Source organism: Arthrobacter pascens (assembly GCF_030815585.1).
GTDB lineage: Bacteria > Actinomycetota > Actinomycetes > Actinomycetales > Micrococcaceae > Arthrobacter > Arthrobacter pascens_A.
In genome coordinates, this window is record NZ_JAUSWY010000001.1 from 2,047,650 (window position 1) to 2,064,648 (window position 16,999).

Here is a 16,999-nt window from a genome sequence, read left to right on the forward strand (position 1 = left end):
AATGGAGCCTTACTGCATAATGCACTCCAAGTGCAGTATGATGCACTTATGGATGTAACTACAACGGCTTTGGCAACGGCGATTGGTGGAAGGGTCAAGCAGCAGCGGCGGTCGAAGGGCTGGACACTTGATCAGCTGGCAGAAGCTGCGGGGGTGAGCCGCCGGATGGTGGTCAATGTCGAGCAGGGCGCTGCGAATCCCAGCGTCGGTACCTTGCTGAGGATCAGTGACGCGCTGGGTGTTGGACTGCCGGCGTTGGTCGAGTTGCCTCGGCCCAGGCCTGTGACGGTCACCCGGAATGGTGGGGGTGCGGCCTTGTGGAGCTCTAAGTCAGGTGGCCTGGGTGTGCTGGTGGCCGGGACTGAGTCGCCGGATGTCGTTGAGCTCTGGGATTGGACATTGGGTGCTGGGGACCATCACGTGAGCGAGGCCCATTCGCGGGGTACGAAGGAGCTGCTCCAGGTCCAGCAGGGAACCGTCACGGTTGTGGTGGCCGACGAGTCGTTCATCCTCGAGTCTGGTGATGCTGTTTCGTTCCCTGGTGATGTTGGGCACTCATACGCCAATCCGGGCACGGAACCGGCAAGGTTCTCCTTGGCGGTCTTTGAGCCTGGTGTGGGATCGGGACACCGCTCGGAGGCAACTGATGCGTGAGCTGGGGATGATTCAGGAATTCCTGGACGGCGCCCGGGTTGAGCCAGCAGTGTTCTCGCTGCGGCCGGATTACCGTGCCGTCCTGCTGGCGGTGGACGGGCTGGTCCCGGGCCCAAGCGACGATGCCAGTGAAATGCTGTTGCACGCAGCGGAGACTTCGGCCCGTGAAGCGCTGGAGATCCGGGAGGTGGAGGACCTTCCCCGTGTGGCGTCGTGGCGCGAGGCCTACAAGTCGTTCGGAGCAAAGCCGCAGCGCACGCGCAACAGCCTTGAATCGCTGCTGCGCCGTGCGGGGTCCGGCCTCCCCCGGGTGAACCGGCTTACTGACATTTACAATGCAATCTCGGTTCTGCACCAGGTCCCGCTGGGCGGCGAGGACCTGACCGGCTACACCGGTGCACCGCGGCTTATCCGGGCCACCGGCAGGGAGCCTTTCGACACTGTCGCGGGCGGCGCCGGGGTGATCGAGCACCCGGAACCTGGCGAGGTGGCCTGGTGCGACGATGCCGGTGTGACCTGCCGGCGCTGGAGCTGGCGCCAGGGACGGCGCACCCAGCTCCGCGCGGACACCACCACAGCCCTGTTCATCATCGACGCGCTTGAGCCAATGACTGACGGGGCACTTCATGCCGCAACTGAAGACCTGACCGCCCATCTGGCGCGGCTCGGTCCCGACGTCAGGATCGCAGGCCGGCTGATAGCCGCCAATTCGTTCAACGAAGGAAACTGAGATGCCCTACCAGCCGCTCGAAACGCGCTGGGTGTACCGGCCATGACCAGAGGCGCCTCCATCAATGCCCGGGTCCCCGCGTGGGGGCTGGCCGTGACGGCGATGCTGTCGGTCCAACTGGGCTCAGCCCTGTCGGTCGATCTGATTGATGCCGTCGGCCCGGCCGGAACCGCATTGCTGAGACTCAGCCTGGGAGCGGTCATCCTCCTGGCGATAGCCCGCCCGCCGCTGCGCACTGTCCGCTGGCACGACGTCCCGGCACTGCTCGGCCTCGGCGTAACTACCGGTCTGGTGACCATCGGGTTCCTCGCCGCGATCGAGCACATCCCGCTCGGAACCGCCGTCGCAATTGAATTCCTCGGCCCGCTGACGGTGGCCGCCATCCGCAGCCACAGCCGAAGGGCGCTCATCTGGCCAGCCGTGGCGCTGCTCGGGGTCGTTCTTCTCACCCAGCCCTGGCAGGGCGGATTCGACCCCACCGGTGTAGGGTTCACGGCGCTTGCTGCTATCGGGTGGGCCGCCTATATTTTGCTCACCCAGCGGATCGGTGATCGCTTCACCGGGATCGGAGCACTCTCACTCACTGTCCCCATCGCCGCCGTGACGGCAGCGGTTGTCGGCATACCGCAGGCCGCCGGCCACCTCACCCCTGCGATCCTGGCCGCCGCGGCGGGTCTGGCCATTCTTCTGCCCGTGCTGCCGTTCGCGCTGGAAATGCTCGCCTTGCGCAGGATGACGCCTACCGCGTTCGGAACCCTGATGGCCCTCGAACCGGCCCTCGGCGTCCTCCTCGGACTGCTCATAATGCACCAGCAGCCCTCGGCCATCCAGGTCCTCGGGATCCTGCTCGTCGTCCTCGCCGGAGCCGCCGCGCAACGCGGTGGCCGACGCCGGCCGCGGTCGACCGAACAGATGGGCAGCCCCGCCCAGCTCGACCTCGTTGGCTAACCGCCCAGCCGGGCGACGCACAACCTGCACCGCGCCTCGCGTCCATGTATCCCACTCCGCCAAGCCCGCGCACAGCGATCGCGGCCCGCACCGCGCATACTGCTTCCACGCGTGATTCAACAAAGGAGTTAGAACGATGTTCACCGGCTTAAGCGCCTTTCCCCTCACACCACTTGAAAACGATGCAGTAGCTGAGGCAACTTTCGTTCGCCTGATCGAACGGCTCGCGGAGGCTAAGGTCGACTCCATTACGGCGCTTGGATCCACCGGCTCCTACGCGTACCTCAGCAGCGAGGAGCGAAAGCGTGTCGCCCGCATGGCAGTCGAGCACGCCGGCGGAACACCCGTGTTCATCGGGATCGGTGCGTTGCGGACCTCACAGGTCCTCACCAACGCGGAAAACGCCGAGAAAGCCGGAGCCGCCGGTCTTCTGCTCGCACCGATGACGTATCAGCCCCTTACAGATGATGATGTGTTCGAACTTTTCCGGACCGTCACAGCGCAGTCATCGCTGCCCGTCATCGTCTACGACAACCCGGGCACCACCCACTTCACCTTCACCACCGAACTGTACGGACGCATCGCCGAACTGCCCGGAATCGCTTCCATCAAGATCCCCGGCGTACCGGCCGTCCCGGAGCAGGCACAAGCACGGGTCCAGGAAATCAGGGCGGCCATCCCCGAGCACGTGACCATCGGAGTGTCCGGAGACGCCAAGGCCGCCGCCGGCTTGGCCGCCGGATGCCATGCCTGGTACTCGGTCATGGGCGGCACCTTGCCGGCCCTTGCCATGGAAATCACCCGGGCGGCCCGGGAAGGACGGTTCCCGGACGCCGTCGCCGCATCCAAACGGCTTTCCCCGTTGTGGGAACTCTTCACCGAATTCGGCGGGAGCATCCGGGTGGTTGCCGCCATAGCAGAACACCTGGGACTGGCACCCCAGGCCAGCCTGCCGCTTCCCATCCAGGGCTTGACCGAGGACCAGCGTGAACGCGTTGCCAGGGTTATCGATGCACTCGGCCTCCACCGGTAGCCCTTACAGACCCGAATGGCTGCCCTTGAGACTGGCGCCGATGTCAGAGCCAGCGCAATCATTCCGGGCGCTACCCTCACTTCGGTGAGGCTCCGTACCTAGTCTCAAGGGGGGTACAGGCGTAGCGTCTATCTAACAGATCAAGGCGGCGATCGACGGTTGGGCTCGGATTCGCACGGCGCCGCCCGGTAATGAGCCGTTGAAGGAGGCCGGGATGGCTGGATGGAACGCCGACACGGCCGCCGGGCCGCTAGGGGCGGGGACTCTCACCTTGGTGGAAGGTTCATCCTTCTGTATTTCCCTGGCGAACGGGGACATCCATCCGGAACATCCGCACGGGGTTTTCCATGAGGACACGCGCATCCTGTCACGCTGGAACCTGACCGTGAACGGGCAGCCGCTGGAGCCCCTGACGGCGGAGACGAAGGAGCCTTATCGGGCCCTGTTTATTGGCCGCGTTCCCCGCTCGGACGGGTACGCGGACAGTCCATTGATCGTGGAGCGCCTGCGCGAAGTCGGGACGGGAATCGTAGAGGAGGTCACCCTTCGGAACTACTCCCCGGAACCAGCCGAATGCGTGATCGCCCTCAGCGTCGAATCGGACTTCGCGGACCTCTTTGAGGTAAAGGAGGCACGCGTCCAGCGGCTCTGGGAAGAATCCCGCCTGCCGGACGGGGATTCGCTGACTATCAGCGCCGTCTGGCAGGCGGTCCGGAAGGGCGTCGTCGTCAGGGCAAAGGGCGCCGATATCACACCGGAGGCTGTGACGTACCGGCTGGTTGTCCCGCCGCACGGACACTGGAGCACCCTGTTGACCGTGGCGCCCACCCTAAATGGCGGAGTACCGGTGGCATCATTCGTCCATCCGGCTGCGGGAGAAATGTCTCCGCGCGACCGCCGCCGCCAGGAGTGGGTGGCCAAGATTCCGAAGCTGCATATGGGCAACCATTCCATCGAACAGACCCTTCGGCGCAGCTACGACGACCTGGGCGCGCTCCGCATCGAGGACCCCGACCATCCAGAGCGGATCGTCGTGGCCGCCGGCGCGCCCTGGTTCATGACCCTCTTCGGCCGGGACTCGCTCTTTGCCTCGGAAATGGCGCTGCCGGTGGACCCGTCGCTGGCCCTTGGAACGCTGCAGACGCTCGCTGATCGCCAGGGCAGTGTGGTGGATCCGATGAGCGAGGAGGAACCGGGCAAGATCCTGCACGAGGTCAGGCTCGGTGTCTCGGGCGGGTTGTCCCTGGGCGGTAAGTCCTCCTACTACGGCAGCGTCGACGCCACGCCGCTGTTCGTGATGACGCTGGGATCGGTCAGCCGCTGGGGCTTTGCCAAGGACACCATCGCCGCCCTTCTGCCCCACGCCGACCGGGCTCTGGACTGGATCCGGGACTATGGCGACAAGGACGGTGACGGGTTCGTCGAGTATGAGCGCCTTAACCCACAGGGGCTCATCAACCAGGGCTGGAAGGACTCCTGGGACGGCATCAACTTCGCGGACGGGACACTGGCTGAACCACCGATCGCACTCTGCGAAGTCCAGGCTTACGTCTATGACGCGTATCTGGCCCGCGCATGGATGGCGTACGACGCCGGAGACGCGTCCTTGGGTGCCCAGCTCACCGAGCAAGCGGCCCAGTTGAAAAAGCGCTTCAACGAAGAGTTCTGGATGCCTGACCGCGGCTACTACGCCATCGCCTTGGACGGCAGGAAGCGGCAGGTCGACGCGTGTGCATCCAACATGGGGCAGTGCCTCTGGCATGGCATTGTCGATGAGGATAAGGCACCGCTGGTGGCCGAACGGCTCATGTCCCCCGAGATGTTCAGCGGGTGGGGCGTGCGGACCCTCGCCAGCGACATGGGCGCCTACAATCCGGCCAGCTACCACAACGGTTCCGTCTGGCCGCATGACAATGCGCTCATCGCGGCAGGCCTGTTGCGCTACGGCTTTGTGGAGGAGGCGCAACGGATCTCCACGGCCCTGCTGGAGGCGGCCGAATACAGCAACGGGCGGCTCCCGGAGCTGTTCTGCGGCTTCAGCCGGGACCAAGCCGCAGAGCCCGTGCCGTATCCGACGGCCTGCTCCCCGCAGGCGTGGGCGGCGACCACACCGATCATGCTGGTGACCAGCCTGATGCGGTACGACGCCCATATTTCCCGTGGCGGCTTCTGGATGGATCCGGTAATCCCGGAATCCTACGGCGACCTGCACATCACCAACGCGCCGCTGGCTGGAGGACGGATCACCATCGACATTGCCGGTTCCGAACCTTCCGTGCAGGGGCTGCCCGAAGGAATAGCTTTCCACCGTGCGCACCGACCCTGGCTGACAGAATTAGTGGAACGGGCGGGAATGAGGACTGAGGACTAGCACCAGATCTCAGGGGGCCACTGGCGGTTCCGCCACGTACGCGTCGTGAAGGAGCCGCGTAAACGTTGCATCGATGTGAAGCTGGTACCTCCTGGACTGCATTCATGATCCGGGGCACCTTGAGCCCTGCGCGCTGCCCACCCTCGTTGATCGCCTACGCGATCATGACGAGCGAATCGCAGAGCTTCTCAGCACCCGCGATGCGCTACAGGGGTTGATCGACTCATCGACCCTTCCCCCGCAGGGAACGCCCACGTCAGGAGGAGTCAGGTCGATTTCCTCGACCACAGGATCATCGCCGGGATCCAAGCAGGAGCGTAGGCTCGGCGGGTCGGTCAAGGCATAGACCCACCACCAGCACGGCGGCTAGGCGGCGAAAAGGGCTTCACGGACGGCGTGCTCGAAGCCGCTGACGTGGATCCGCGCAAGCTCAGCAGCCTTGGCCTCATCCCCGTCAATGACCGCACGGAGCAAATCGACGTGCTCATGCACGTGGCGGGAGAGGTCTGGAAGACGATCCAGAACCATGCACCAGATTCGCGTTGCGAGATTGTCGTAGCGAATCAGGACATCTTCGAGGTGGGGATTGCCGGCAGCCGCATAGATGCCCTGATGCACACGGGCATCCAGCCGCAGTGTTTCGACGACTGACGCCGCACTTGTTTCGAATGACTCAACGGCATGCATAACATCCCGCAACCTCTCCCTCGCCGATGCGGTGGCCACCCGCGCGGCCCGGGAAGCGGCAAGGGGCTCAAGTTGGGTGCGGATTTCGGAAATGAACGCAAGATCAGTGACCTCCACGCGTGTCGCGAAAGTGCCTCGCCGCGGGTAGGAAACCACCAGGCGATCGAGCTCCAGCCGCTTCAAGGCTTCACGCACCGGAGTCCGCCCAACGCCAAGGTCCTTCGCGAGCAGGTCGTCATTAAGCAGATCGCCGGGCTTGATGTCAAGCATCAGCAGACGGTCCCGGATGCGTTCGTAGGCCACGTCTGCCAATGACCTCCTTGCGGCATCATCAGCGATTGCCAAAGCTTCTACAGCCATAGCGTGGACCCCTTTCCGTTCAAGCCAAGAAGGCTATTGACCTCACCCATTGACCAGTATACGCTGAGACCAACCCTAATATATCAGTCGTGATTCTTAGAATATATCTAAAGGAGGAGACATGACCTTAATGGCGACAGACTCATCTACCAGCACGCTGCCTCAGTCAGAGGCCCACATGGAAGACCAGGCCCAGAAGTTCGTGCTCACATTGTCGTGCGTAGAACGCGCGGGCATCGTCCAGGCGGTCACCACCTTCCTCTTTGAGCGTGGCTTCAACATCGACGAACACCAGCAGTTCGACGACGGCCTCCGCCAGACTCTGCATCTGCGCACCGCATTCTCGGGTTCCTCCATCCACACCCCGGACACGCTCCAGGAAGAATTCCGTCCGATCGCTGACCGCTTCGACATGAAATTCAGCTTTCATGACCAGACCAAGCAACGCGTCCTCGTGATGGTATCCAAGTTCGGCCACTGCCTGAACGACCTGATCTTCCGCTGGCGGGGCGGAAGCCTCGGCGGCGACATCGTCCTGGTAGTTTCCAATCACGAAACCCACCGTGCCATGGCCGAGGCCGCCGGCCTCCCCTTCATCTATCTCCCAGTGACCCCCGAGACGAAGTCAGATGCCGAACAGCGCCTCCTGGAAGTGGTGGACGAGCACAACATCGACCTCGTCGTGCTCGCCCGGTACATGCAGGTCCTGTCCGATGACCTCTGCCGCTCCCTTGAAGGCCGGGCAATCAACATCCACCACTCCTTCCTCCCCGGATTCAAGGGTGCACGCCCTTACCACCAGGCCTACGACCGTGGGGTCAAGCTGGTGGGCGCCACGGCCCACTACGTAACTGCGGAGCTGGATGAGGGGCCAATCATCGAACAGGAAGTCATCAGGGTCGACCACAGCTACGGACCGATCGCCCTCTCAACGGTTGGCCAAGACGCGGAAGCACTGGCACTGTCCCGCGCCGTGCGGTGGCACTGCGAACACCGAGTACTGCTGGATCAAACCAGCACCGTCGTGTTCCGGTAAGCAAAACCACCAAACCAGCAGAGACAACACACGAGAATCAGCAGGAGAAACCACATGGCATCGACGCCAAACATTGTCATTATCGGAGCTGGAATCGTCGGCACGAACCTGGCCGATGAACTGGTCACGCGGGGTTGGAACAACATCACCGTCCTGGACCAAGGACCCCTGAATATGCCTGGAGGCTCCACGTCCCACGCGCCGGGCCTCGTCTTCCAGACAAACCCTTCAAAGACCATGGCGAGCTTCGCCAAGTACACGGTTGAGAAGCTCTTGTCCCTGACAGAGGACGGCATTAGCTGTTTCAACCAGGTCGGTGGGTTGGAAGTTGCCACCACCGAGACCCGCCTCGCGGACCTGAAGCGGAAGCTCGGCTATGCCGCCGCGTGGGGTATCGAGGGCAAGATCCTCTCCCGCGCCGAATGCAAGGAGCTTTACCCGCTCCTGAACGAGGAAGACATCCTTGGCGGGCTCCACGTTCCCAGCGACGGCCTGGCCCGCGCTGCCCGCGCAGTCCAGCTGCTGATCAAGCGGACGGAAGCCGCAGGCGTCAAGTACCTCGGCAACACCACGGTGACCGGCATCGAACAGTCCGGCCGCCGGGTCACCGGCGTCCAGACGTCCGAAGGAACCATCGCTGCCGACATCGTGGTTTCCTGCGCCGGTTTCTGGGGCGCCAAGATCGGCGAGATGATCGGGATGTCCGTCCCGCTCCTGCCGTTGGCCCACCAGTACGTGAAGACCACTCCGGTGCCGGCGCAGAAGGGCCGCAACGAACTGCCCAACGGCGCTTCCCTGCCGATTCTGCGGCACCAGGACCAGGACCTCTACTATCGCGAGCACGGTGACCGGTACGGCATCGGCTCCTACGCGCACCGTCCCATGCCTGTGGACGTGGAGGAACTCGCCACGTACGACCCCAGCAGCATCGGTGAACACAACATGCCGTCCCGTCTCGACTTCACCCTGGAAGACTTCCTCCCGGCGTGGGAGGCCACCAAGCAGCTCCTCCCGGCACTGAGGGAAAGCGAGATCGAGGACGGCTTCAACGGCATCTTCTCCTTCACTCCCGACGGCGGCCCCCTGGTGGGCGAGTCCAAGGAGCTCGATGGCTTCTTCGTCGCCGAGGCCGTTTGGGTGACCCACTCGGCCGGCATTGCCCGGGCTGTTGCCGAACTCCTGACCACCGGCAAATCCCAGACCGACCTGGGTGAGTGCGATATCCACCGGTTTGAAGAAGTCCAGCTGACCCCTGAGTATGTAAGCGAAACTTCCCAGCAGAACTTCGTGGAAATCTATGATGTCCTGCACCCCCTGCAGCCCAAGCTCTCTCCCCGCAACCTTCGCGTCACTCCTTTTCACGCCCGCCACAAGGCACTGGGCGGATTCTTCCTGGAGGGTGGGGGATGGGAACGCCCCTACTGGTTCGAAGCTAACGCCGAACTGCTCAAGGAGATGCCTGACGAATGGCAGCCGCCGGCACGTGACGCTTGGTCCGGGATGTTCAGCTCGCCCATCGCCGCCGCCGAAGCCTGGAAGACCCGCACCGCGGTGGCCATGTATGACATGACTCCGCTTAAGCGCCTCGAGGTCTCCGGCCCAGGAGCACTGAAGCTGCTGCAGGAACTCACCACAGCGGAGATGGACAAGAAGCCCGGGGCAGTCACCTACACCCTACTGCTGGACCATGCCGGTGGCATCCGAAGCGACATCACGGTGGCCCGGCTGAGCGAAGACACCTTCCAGCTCGGTGCCAACGGAAACATCGACACCGCCTACTTTGAGCGGGCCGCACGCCACCAGACGGAAAGCGGAACCGCCAGCGACTGGGTCCAGGTGCGCGACACGACTGGCGGCACCTGCTGCATCGGTTTGTGGGGGCCCCTCGCCCGGGACCTGATCAGCACCGTCAGCAGCGACGACTTCTCCAACGACGGTCTCCGCTACTTCCGGTCCAAGAAGGTTGTCATCGGCGGCGTCAGCGTGACCGCGATGCGGTTGTCCTACGTCGGCGAGTTGGGCTGGGAGCTGTACACGAGTGCAGACAACGGCCAGCGCCTTTGGGATGCCCTGTGGAAGGCCGGTCAGCCTCACGGCGTCATCGCCGCGGGCCGGGCAGCCTTCAGTTCGCTGCGCCTTGAAAAGGGTTACCGCTCGTGGGGCACCGACATGACCACCGAGCACGACCCCCTGGAAGCCGGCCTCGGATTCGCCGTGAAGATGACCAAGGAAAACTTCGTCGGAAAGGCCGCCTTGGAGGGCCGCACCGAGGAGAACTCCGCCCGCCGCCTGCGCTGTCTGACGGTCGACGACGGCCGAAGCATCGTGCTGGGCAAGGAACCGGTCTTCTACAAGGACCAGGCAGTCGGCTACGTCACCAGTGCCGCCTACGGTTACACCGTCGCCAGGCCGATCGCCTACGCGTACCTTCCGGCCGCTGTCTCCATTGGCGACTCGGTCGAGATCGAGTACTTCGGACGGCGCATCCAGGCCACAGTCACAGCGGATCCGCTGTACGACCCAACGATGACCAGGCTCCGCGGCTAACCACCCGCCAGACCGTTCAATGGCACGCGGCCCGGACTCTTCACCTCGCAGCCAGAGTCCGGGCCGCTGCTCTTCCATCACGTCACAAACCCTGCCCAGTCGACTCAAGCTTCAGCCCAGGAAGACACATGATCAGCTCAGAAACAATCAACGAATACCTCGCCAGGCTGGCCTCGCGAGAACCCACCCCAGGCGGCGGCGCGGCCGCCGCGCTCCACGCCGCCCAGGGGGCAGCGCTCGTCGCCATGGTTGGCAGGTACACTACCGGCGCGAAGTACGAACAGCATGCCGAAACCGTGCAAAGGATCATTAGGGCGGCCGACGGACTGGTGGTCGACGCGCTGCGCCTTGCGGACGCTGACCAACATGCGTTCCAAGGCGTCATCGACTCGTACAAACTTCCGTCCGGGACCGAAGACCTCAAAACCGCACGGACGGCAGCCATCCAGGATGCGCTCATCCTGGCCGCACAAACCCCCGCACAGCTCATCAAGCTCGCCGGCGCCATCGTGGATCTTGGCACGGAACTTTTCGACGTCGCGAACGCCAATGTGATCAGCGACGTCGCTGCTGCCGCCGACGCGGCCCGCGCAGCCGCAACAACCGCGCGGGTGAACATCGATATTAACATGGTGGCCATCAAAGACGCCGCTGCCCGTTCACGGTTGGCTGGCCAGACCGACGGCCTCGAGGACAAGGTCATCCTGGCAGCAGACGCCCTCGTGGGTCGCGTCCGCGGAAGGATTCTCGGTTGAGCACCGTACTTCTGTCCGGAAAAACACTGGCACGCGTCATTCAGCAGAAAGCCCACGATGAGGCCCGTGACCTCGAAGCCGACGGACTGCGCCCCACGCTCGCAGTGGTTGTCGCCACCGATGACGGTTCCACGCACTGGTATGTCCGGTCTATCGAACGGGCGGCGGAGAGTGCCGGCATCAGTTGCCGGATCGTGGATCTTGGGCAGGACGCCACCGCACAGGTTTTGACCTCAGTCTTGAAGGACCTCAGCGCCGAACCATCGGTAAACGGCATCATCCTCCAGACGCCTTTGCCTCCCGGCGTCGGGACAGATGAGCTTGTTGGGCACATTGCCCCGGAGAAGGACATCGATGGCGCGAACCCGTTGAGCCTGGGCCGGCTGGCTGTGGGCCAGCCCTCGTTCGCACCGGCCACGGCGCGAGCAGTAATCGAGATCCTTGACCATTTTGACATCCCAGTGGCGGGCCGGAACGTCGTCGTCATTGGCCGTTCCGCCGTGGTGGGAAAGCCGTTGTCCCTGCTGCTGCTGGAACGCGACGCCGCGGTTACCGTGTGCCACTCCAGGTCAGGTCCGCTTGAGAAATACACCAGGACGGCCGACGTCGTGGTCGTCGCCGCCGGGCGCACCGGCCTGCTGAACGGCGGCCATGTTTCGTCCGAGGCCGTAGTGATCGACGTCGGCACCAACGTTCTTCCGGACGGGTCCCTCGTGGGGGATGTGGACGAGGCCAGCGTGTGGGGCATTGCCGCGGCGCTGACCCCTGTCCCCGGCGGCGTCGGCTCCGTCACCACATCGTTGCTTCTCCTGCACACAACCGAGGCGGCGAGGAAACAGTCGCATGCCCTGGTCCGGGGAGCCGCCGGGTGATCCACGGTGGGCACACTGCCAAACCCTGGAACCAAGGGGCTACAGGACAGCCCTGATCAGGTTCTCGAAGTCAGTGACGTGCTGGGTGGTCAACCGCGCCGCAGCTTCGGAGTCCCCTTCCGCGATGCACTCGAGCAGCTCAATATGCTGGGCAATATGCTCGGACACCGGCGGGAGCTTTTCCAGGACAAGGCTCCAAATCCGCGTTGCCAGGTTGTCGTATCGGATCAGGACCTCTTCAAGGTGCCGGCTCCCTGTGGCCCGGTAGATCATCCGATGTACCCGCATGTCCAGGCGCATGAGATCCCGTTGCGAGCGCGTGGCTGGCAGAAGCTGCCCTACTTCCCGGGCAAAGTCCCTAAGCTCCTGCCGAAGCTGCGGCGACGCCATCCGTGCAGCCCGCGCTGCTGCCGCAGGCTCCAGGAGCTGCCGGATTTCGGAGATTTCAGCCAGGTCCTTAATGTCCACGCCGGCGGCGAACGTTCCGCGCCGGGGATAGGCCACCACCAAATGGTCGCCCTCGAGCCGTTTCATGGCTTCCCGGATCGGCGTCCTGCCAACACCCAGGCGCCTGGAGATCGCCTCATCGTTAAGGGGCTCTCCCGGTTTGATGTCCAGAACGATCAGCTCATCGCACAAGACCCTGTAGGCAAAGTCGGCAAAGGATTCGTCGTCCTGCCTCACCGGCACATACGAACCTCCCGCATCAACCAGTAATTCGCCACCGATTGCCATTTTCAAGTCTCCTCCCGAGATGCGGCGGGGCCTTGACGTGCAGGCTCCACGTACATAGTATTCCTAGAACTGATATATCAATATGTCGGCATAAGAATGTCAATCCTCCCGAGCCTCCCGATATGGACGCTGCCCCGTGTGTGCGGGCGACGCACGGGTACGCCAAAGAACGGAGAGCAATGAGCAAAGATGCTGTTGCAAGGGTGCGGGTGGAAGTTGTTCCGTCTGCCGATCTGCTCACGCAACTCCCCATGGCGTTAGATGTCCCGGGCGCCGTCAGTGTGACGTGCCTGCCGCACCACGGTCCTGCACGGACTGTAGAAGCAGCCGTACATCTGGCCCGTCTGGGCTACCACACGGTTCCCCATCTCGCCGCCCGCAGCATCGCCAGCCAGGCAGAACTGCATTCCCTCCTGCGGCAGTTGCAGGGCGCCGGGGTCTCCGAGTTGTTTCTCGTTGCCGGTGACCGCCGCATGTCCGCAGGTCCCTACTCCTGGAGTGGATCACTCCTGGAAGCCATCAAGGCGTATTCGCCTGGCTTCTCCATAGGCATCGCCGGCTACCCCGAGGGCCACCCCCAGCTTAGCCAGGAACAACTCGTGAGCAGCCTCGAGACCAAGGCGCCAATGGCGTCCTCACTGGTCACCCAGATGTGCTTTTCTGCGGAGGCAATCAGCCAGTACCTCCGGACCATCCGCAGGAACGGTATGGAGCTCCCTGTGTGGGTCGGTGTCCCAGGTCCGGTCTCCGTTAAGAAGCTGGTATCCATGGGAGCCCGCCTCGGCGTCGGCCGTTCGCTCAGGCTTGCCCGCCGGACAGGCATGGCGGGGGCCCTCTGGCGGCGAGGCGACTTCCTGAACTACGACAGTGCCCGCCTCATTCGCGACGTTCACCGCGAGCTGGCAGGTGATCCCCTCTTTGCCGGGTTCCATATCTACACCTTCAACGACCTCGTCCGCCTGCCGGGCCTTCTGGACAGCGTCCCGACACTGCAGCAGACCACGTTGTCCCCCACGCAACGCGCCAGCCCGCCGTTTCCTGCCAAGATCTGAAGGGAAGATCACATGGCTTCAAAAGCACCCAAACAGAATATCGACGAGTCAAAACTGACTCTCACCAAACCCAAGACCAAAGCCGTCGGCATCCCCGCGGTCACGAACGCACTGAAGATCTCCCTTGAGCAGATGGGCCCGCTGCGCAGCATCCAGACGCTCATGGCAGTCAACCAGGTTGACGGCTTTGACTGTATGGGCTGTGCCTGGCCTGAACACGAAAAGCGCAATGCTGCGGAATTCTGCGAGAACGGTGCCAAGGCAGTCGCCGAGGAGGCCACCCGCCGTCGAGTCACCCCCGAATTCTTCGCCGAGCACTCCATCGCGGACCTTAAGACGCGTGACGACTACTGGTTGGGACAGCAGGGCCGGCTGACGCACCCGATGCTCCTTGACGAGGGGGCAACCCACTACAAACCCATCGCATGGGACGAAGCCTATGAGTTGGTCTCCCAGGAGATCAAAGACATGGATCATCCTGACCAAGCGGTCTTCTATACCTCCGGGCGGACCTCGAATGAAGCAGCCTTCCTGTACCAGCTCCTCGTGCGGGGTATCGGGACGAACAACCTCCCCGATTGCTCCAACATGTGCCACGAGTCCTCGGGCTCGGCCCTCGTCGAAACCATCGGCATCGGCAAAGGCTCCGTCAGCCTCACGGACTTGGAGACGGCGTCGCTGATTTTCGTGGCGGGTCAAAATCCCGGCACCAACCACCCGCGCATGCTCAGCGCGCTGGAGAAGGCGAAGAAGAACGGCGCCGTGATCATCTCCGTGAATCCACTTCCTGAGGCCGGGCTCCTTCGATTCGAGAATCCGCAGAACATTTCCGGCATGGTGGTGGGCACCCAACTGACCGACGACTTCCTCCAAATTCGCGCCGGAGGCGATCAGGCCCTCTTCCAGGGGCTTGGCAAATACCTTCTCGAAGCCGAAGCCCAAGGGCGCAAGACCCCCGGCCTGCCCACCGTGCTGGACCATGAATTCATCAGGGACCACACCGTTGGCATCGACGATTACCTGCGGTACCTCGAAAAGGCGGAATGGGACGACATCGTCGAAGCCACCGGACTGACACTGGAACAGATCAAGTCCACTGGCGAGCGTCTCCTGGCCTCGAGCGCCACTATCGTCTGCTGGGCCATGGGCCTGACCCAGCACAAGCACTCGGTACCCACCCTCCGCGACGTGGTCAACGTCCTGCTTCTCCAAGGCAACATCGGCAAGCCCGGTGCCGGCGTCTGCCCCGTCCGCGGCCACTCCAACGTCCAGGGTGACCGTACCATGGGCATCTTCGAGAAGATGCCGGAGAACTTCCACGACCGGCTTGACCACGAATTCCAGTTCCTCTCCCCCCGGCCGCACGGCTTCGACACCGTGGCCGCCATTCGCGCCATGCGGGACGGCAAGGTCCGCGTCTTCATTGGCATGGGCGGCAATTTCGTGCGGGCGGCCCCGGATTCCGAGGTCACGGAACAGGCTCTGGCCAACACCCGTCTGACGGTGCAGATCTCCACGAAACTGAACCATTCCCACGTATCGACGGGTCGTCGTGCGCTGATTCTTCCGACGCTCGGACGTACGGAGAAGGACACCCAGCGCACAGGCGACCAGAGAGTTACCGTGGAGGATTCCATGAGTGCGGTTCATGCCTCCCGCGGACGCCTTAAGCCCGCCAGCGAGCACCTGCAGTCCGAGGTGGCCATTGTCTGCAACCTCGCCCACAAACTCTTCACCGGCAGGGACAACCTCCCGCTGCCCAAAACCCCCAAGGCCGACTGGCTCGCCATGAGGGACGACTACTCCATCATCAGGAAACACATCGAGGCGGTCCTCAGCGGCTTCGAAAATTTCGAGGAACGGATCCAGAACCCCGGAGGTTTCGTCCTTCCCCACCCACCCCGGGACGCCAGGAAGTTCGATACCGCTTCGGGCAAGGCCCACTTCACAGGCAACGAACTGGAATTTATCAGGGTCCCGGCGGGACGACTCGTCCTTCAGACCCTGCGCTCCCATGACCAGTACAACACCACCATCTATGGCAAGGACGATCGTTACCGCGGCATCCATGGTGGGCGGCGCGTAGTCCTGGTCAACGAGGCCGACATTGTTGGGCTCGGCTTCAGGGATGGAGACATGGTTCACCTCATTTCAGAATTCCAGGGCACTGAGAGGCGGGCCGAAAACTTCCGCATCGTTTCGTACTCGACGCCCAAGGGCTGCGCGGCGGCCTACTACCCGGAAACCAATGTGCTGGTGCCGCTTGATTCGGTAGCCGACACCAGCGGTACGCCGACCTCCAAGTCCGTCATCGTGCGGCTGGAACGGGCCGAACTGTGAGCGCTGGATGACGACAACAACAACACCAGCCAAGGGTGTGGACGGACCCCGGGTGGAGCAGGCCGTCCGTGACTACCTCCTGGCGATCGGAGAGGACCCGGACAGGCCAGGACTCGCGGATACCCCCGCCCGCGTAGCCCGGGCTGCCGCCGAATCGTTTGGCGGACTCCACGAGGACCCCCTGGCCGTGCTGGACAGGACCTTTGACCTTGGCCATGGTGAAATGGTCATCGTCAAGGACATCCCCTTTTACTCCACCTGTGAGCATCATCTGGTCCCGTTTCACGGCGTAGCGCATGTGGGGTATATCCCCTCCGCTGAAGGGCTGGTGACTGGACTGAGCAACTCGCCCGGCTTGTGGATGTCTATGCACGAAGGCCACAGGTCCAAGAGAGATTGACTACACAGGTGGTGGATGCGCTGGTCAGTTCGCTGCGGCCGCTCGGGGCCATTGTGGTTGTTGAGTGCGAACACCTCTGCATGTCGATGCGGGGTATCCGCAAGCCCGGAGCAAAGACCATCACTTCTGCCGTGCGCGGCGAGCTGCGCCTGCCTGCTGCCCGTGCAGAGGCACTCAGCCTGATACACGGCCGCTAAAAATCTCTGGACACACCCGTGGACCTGCCATACGATGTAACTGATATATCTTTATTAATGATAAAAAATATCAGTACCCAACAAGAGGGAATTCGTGTCTGACATAACGCAGGCCCAGGCCGACGTTGTCCTGGCCGACCACACGGTCGCATCCGCAGGAGCAGCGGCCCCGCGTTAGGCATCACCGGGAGGCCTGGCCTGATGTCCGGGCCTCCCACAGCTCCATCCACATCAGGGATGAGCGGTCCCGTTCCCGTGAACGGTGCTTCGGTGGCCTGGAAC

Annotated in this window: 13 protein-coding genes and 1 pseudogene; 12 read left to right on the top strand and 2 right to left on the bottom strand. The window is 63.2% G+C overall.

What is annotated here, in order from left to right; genetic code table 11:
• Positions 1-48: 48 nt before the first annotated feature.
• The 5 genes from QFZ30_RS09590 to QFZ30_RS09610 all read left to right on the top strand — a co-directional run bounded on the left by QFZ30_RS09590 (position 49) and on the right by QFZ30_RS09610 (position 5,736).
• Positions 49-654, top strand: a complete 606-nt coding sequence (locus QFZ30_RS09590) for a helix-turn-helix domain-containing protein (protein WP_307075632.1) — start codon at positions 49-51, stop codon at positions 652-654.
• A complete protein-coding gene (locus QFZ30_RS09595) occupies positions 647-1,384 on the top strand; it encodes a B3/B4 domain-containing protein (RefSeq protein WP_307075634.1) in 738 nt (245 codons plus the stop codon). Before QFZ30_RS09590 ends, QFZ30_RS09595 begins: the two co-directional genes overlap by 8 nt.
• Positions 1,385-1,426: 42 nt before the next feature.
• Entirely contained in the window at positions 1,427-2,332 is a 906-nt protein-coding gene (locus QFZ30_RS09600) for an EamA family transporter (RefSeq protein WP_307075637.1), read from the top strand.
• 136 nt (positions 2,333-2,468) lie between these two features.
• Positions 2,469-3,365: a dihydrodipicolinate synthase family protein gene (locus tag QFZ30_RS09605; protein WP_307075639.1), complete on the top strand. Its 897-nt coding sequence runs from the start codon at positions 2,469-2,471 to the stop codon at positions 3,363-3,365.
• A 214-nt stretch (positions 3,366-3,579) separates the two neighbouring features.
• Complete coding sequence (locus QFZ30_RS09610) at positions 3,580-5,736, top strand: amylo-alpha-1,6-glucosidase (RefSeq protein WP_307075642.1); 2,157 nt, start codon at positions 3,580-3,582, stop codon at positions 5,734-5,736.
• A 366-nt stretch (positions 5,737-6,102) separates the two neighbouring features.
• On the opposite strand, the gene QFZ30_RS09615 is transcribed toward QFZ30_RS09610, so the two are convergent.
• Positions 6,103-6,783, bottom strand: a complete 681-nt coding sequence (locus tag QFZ30_RS09615; protein ID WP_307075644.1) for a GntR family transcriptional regulator — start codon at positions 6,781-6,783, stop codon at positions 6,103-6,105.
• A gap of 121 nt (positions 6,784-6,904) precedes the next feature.
• Between QFZ30_RS09615 and purU the strand changes: the two genes are divergently transcribed.
• From purU to QFZ30_RS09635, 4 genes are all read left to right on the top strand, one after another.
• Positions 6,905-7,819 (top strand): formyltetrahydrofolate deformylase, encoded by a 915-nt coding sequence (gene purU, locus QFZ30_RS09620; RefSeq protein ID WP_307075646.1) that lies wholly within the window; start codon positions 6,905-6,907, stop codon positions 7,817-7,819.
• Between the two features lie 54 nt (positions 7,820-7,873).
• Positions 7,874-10,366, top strand: a complete 2,493-nt coding sequence (locus tag QFZ30_RS09625; protein ID WP_307075648.1) for a GcvT family protein — start codon at positions 7,874-7,876, stop codon at positions 10,364-10,366.
• Between the two features lie 128 nt (positions 10,367-10,494).
• Complete coding sequence (locus QFZ30_RS09630; RefSeq protein WP_307075650.1) at positions 10,495-11,121, top strand: cyclodeaminase/cyclohydrolase family protein; 627 nt, start codon at positions 10,495-10,497, stop codon at positions 11,119-11,121.
• Positions 11,118-11,993, top strand: a complete 876-nt coding sequence (locus QFZ30_RS09635; protein WP_307075652.1) for a bifunctional 5,10-methylenetetrahydrofolate dehydrogenase/5,10-methenyltetrahydrofolate cyclohydrolase — start codon at positions 11,118-11,120, stop codon at positions 11,991-11,993. Before QFZ30_RS09630 ends, QFZ30_RS09635 begins: the two co-directional genes overlap by 4 nt.
• A gap of 39 nt (positions 11,994-12,032) precedes the next feature.
• Here QFZ30_RS09635 and QFZ30_RS09640 read toward each other — a convergent pair whose 3' ends face one another.
• Complete coding sequence (locus QFZ30_RS09640) at positions 12,033-12,728, bottom strand: GntR family transcriptional regulator (protein WP_307075653.1); 696 nt, start codon at positions 12,726-12,728, stop codon at positions 12,033-12,035.
• 179 nt (positions 12,729-12,907) lie between these two features.
• On the opposite strand from QFZ30_RS09640, the gene QFZ30_RS09645 reads away from it, so the two are divergent.
• From QFZ30_RS09645 to folE, 3 genes and pseudogenes are all read left to right on the top strand, one after another.
• Positions 12,908-13,780, top strand: coding sequence for a methylenetetrahydrofolate reductase (locus tag QFZ30_RS09645; protein WP_307075656.1), 873 nt, complete (start codon positions 12,908-12,910; stop codon positions 13,778-13,780).
• A gap of 12 nt (positions 13,781-13,792) precedes the next feature.
• The gene (locus QFZ30_RS09650) at positions 13,793-16,120 is read left to right on the top strand and encodes an FdhF/YdeP family oxidoreductase (protein ID WP_307075658.1); all 2,328 of its coding nucleotides are present in this window, start codon (positions 13,793-13,795) and stop codon (positions 16,118-16,120) included.
• Between the two features lie 7 nt (positions 16,121-16,127).
• Positions 16,128-16,717: pseudogene (folE, locus tag QFZ30_RS09655) on the top strand (GTP cyclohydrolase I FolE).
• Positions 16,718-16,999 lie beyond the last annotated feature (282 nt).

What these genes read in the sequence shown, in the direction of transcription:
- QFZ30_RS09640 (WP_307075653.1), bottom strand. Translation starts at nt 12,728, where the DNA reads ATGGCAATCGGTGGCGAATTACTGGTTGATGCGGGAGGTTCGTATGTG.
- QFZ30_RS09630 (WP_307075650.1), top strand. Translation starts at nt 10,495, where the DNA reads ATGATCAGCTCAGAAACAATCAACGAATACCTCGCCAGGCTGGCCTCG.
- QFZ30_RS09650 (WP_307075658.1), top strand. Translation starts at nt 13,793, where the DNA reads ATGGCTTCAAAAGCACCCAAACAGAATATCGACGAGTCAAAACTGACT.
- QFZ30_RS09615 (WP_307075644.1), bottom strand. Translation starts at nt 6,783, where the DNA reads ATGGCTGTAGAAGCTTTGGCAATCGCTGATGATGCCGCAAGGAGGTCA.
- QFZ30_RS09600 (WP_307075637.1), top strand. Translation starts at nt 1,427, where the DNA reads ATGACCAGAGGCGCCTCCATCAATGCCCGGGTCCCCGCGTGGGGGCTG.
- QFZ30_RS09610 (WP_307075642.1), top strand. Translation starts at nt 3,580, where the DNA reads ATGGCTGGATGGAACGCCGACACGGCCGCCGGGCCGCTAGGGGCGGGG.
- QFZ30_RS09590 (WP_307075632.1), top strand. Translation starts at nt 49, where the DNA reads ATGGATGTAACTACAACGGCTTTGGCAACGGCGATTGGTGGAAGGGTC.
- QFZ30_RS09595 (WP_307075634.1), top strand. Translation starts at nt 647, where the DNA reads ATGCGTGAGCTGGGGATGATTCAGGAATTCCTGGACGGCGCCCGGGTT.
- QFZ30_RS09605 (WP_307075639.1), top strand. Translation starts at nt 2,469, where the DNA reads ATGTTCACCGGCTTAAGCGCCTTTCCCCTCACACCACTTGAAAACGAT.
- QFZ30_RS09625 (WP_307075648.1), top strand. Translation starts at nt 7,874, where the DNA reads ATGGCATCGACGCCAAACATTGTCATTATCGGAGCTGGAATCGTCGGC.
- QFZ30_RS09645 (WP_307075656.1), top strand. Translation starts at nt 12,908, where the DNA reads ATGAGCAAAGATGCTGTTGCAAGGGTGCGGGTGGAAGTTGTTCCGTCT.
- purU (WP_307075646.1), top strand. Translation starts at nt 6,905, where the DNA reads ATGACCTTAATGGCGACAGACTCATCTACCAGCACGCTGCCTCAGTCA.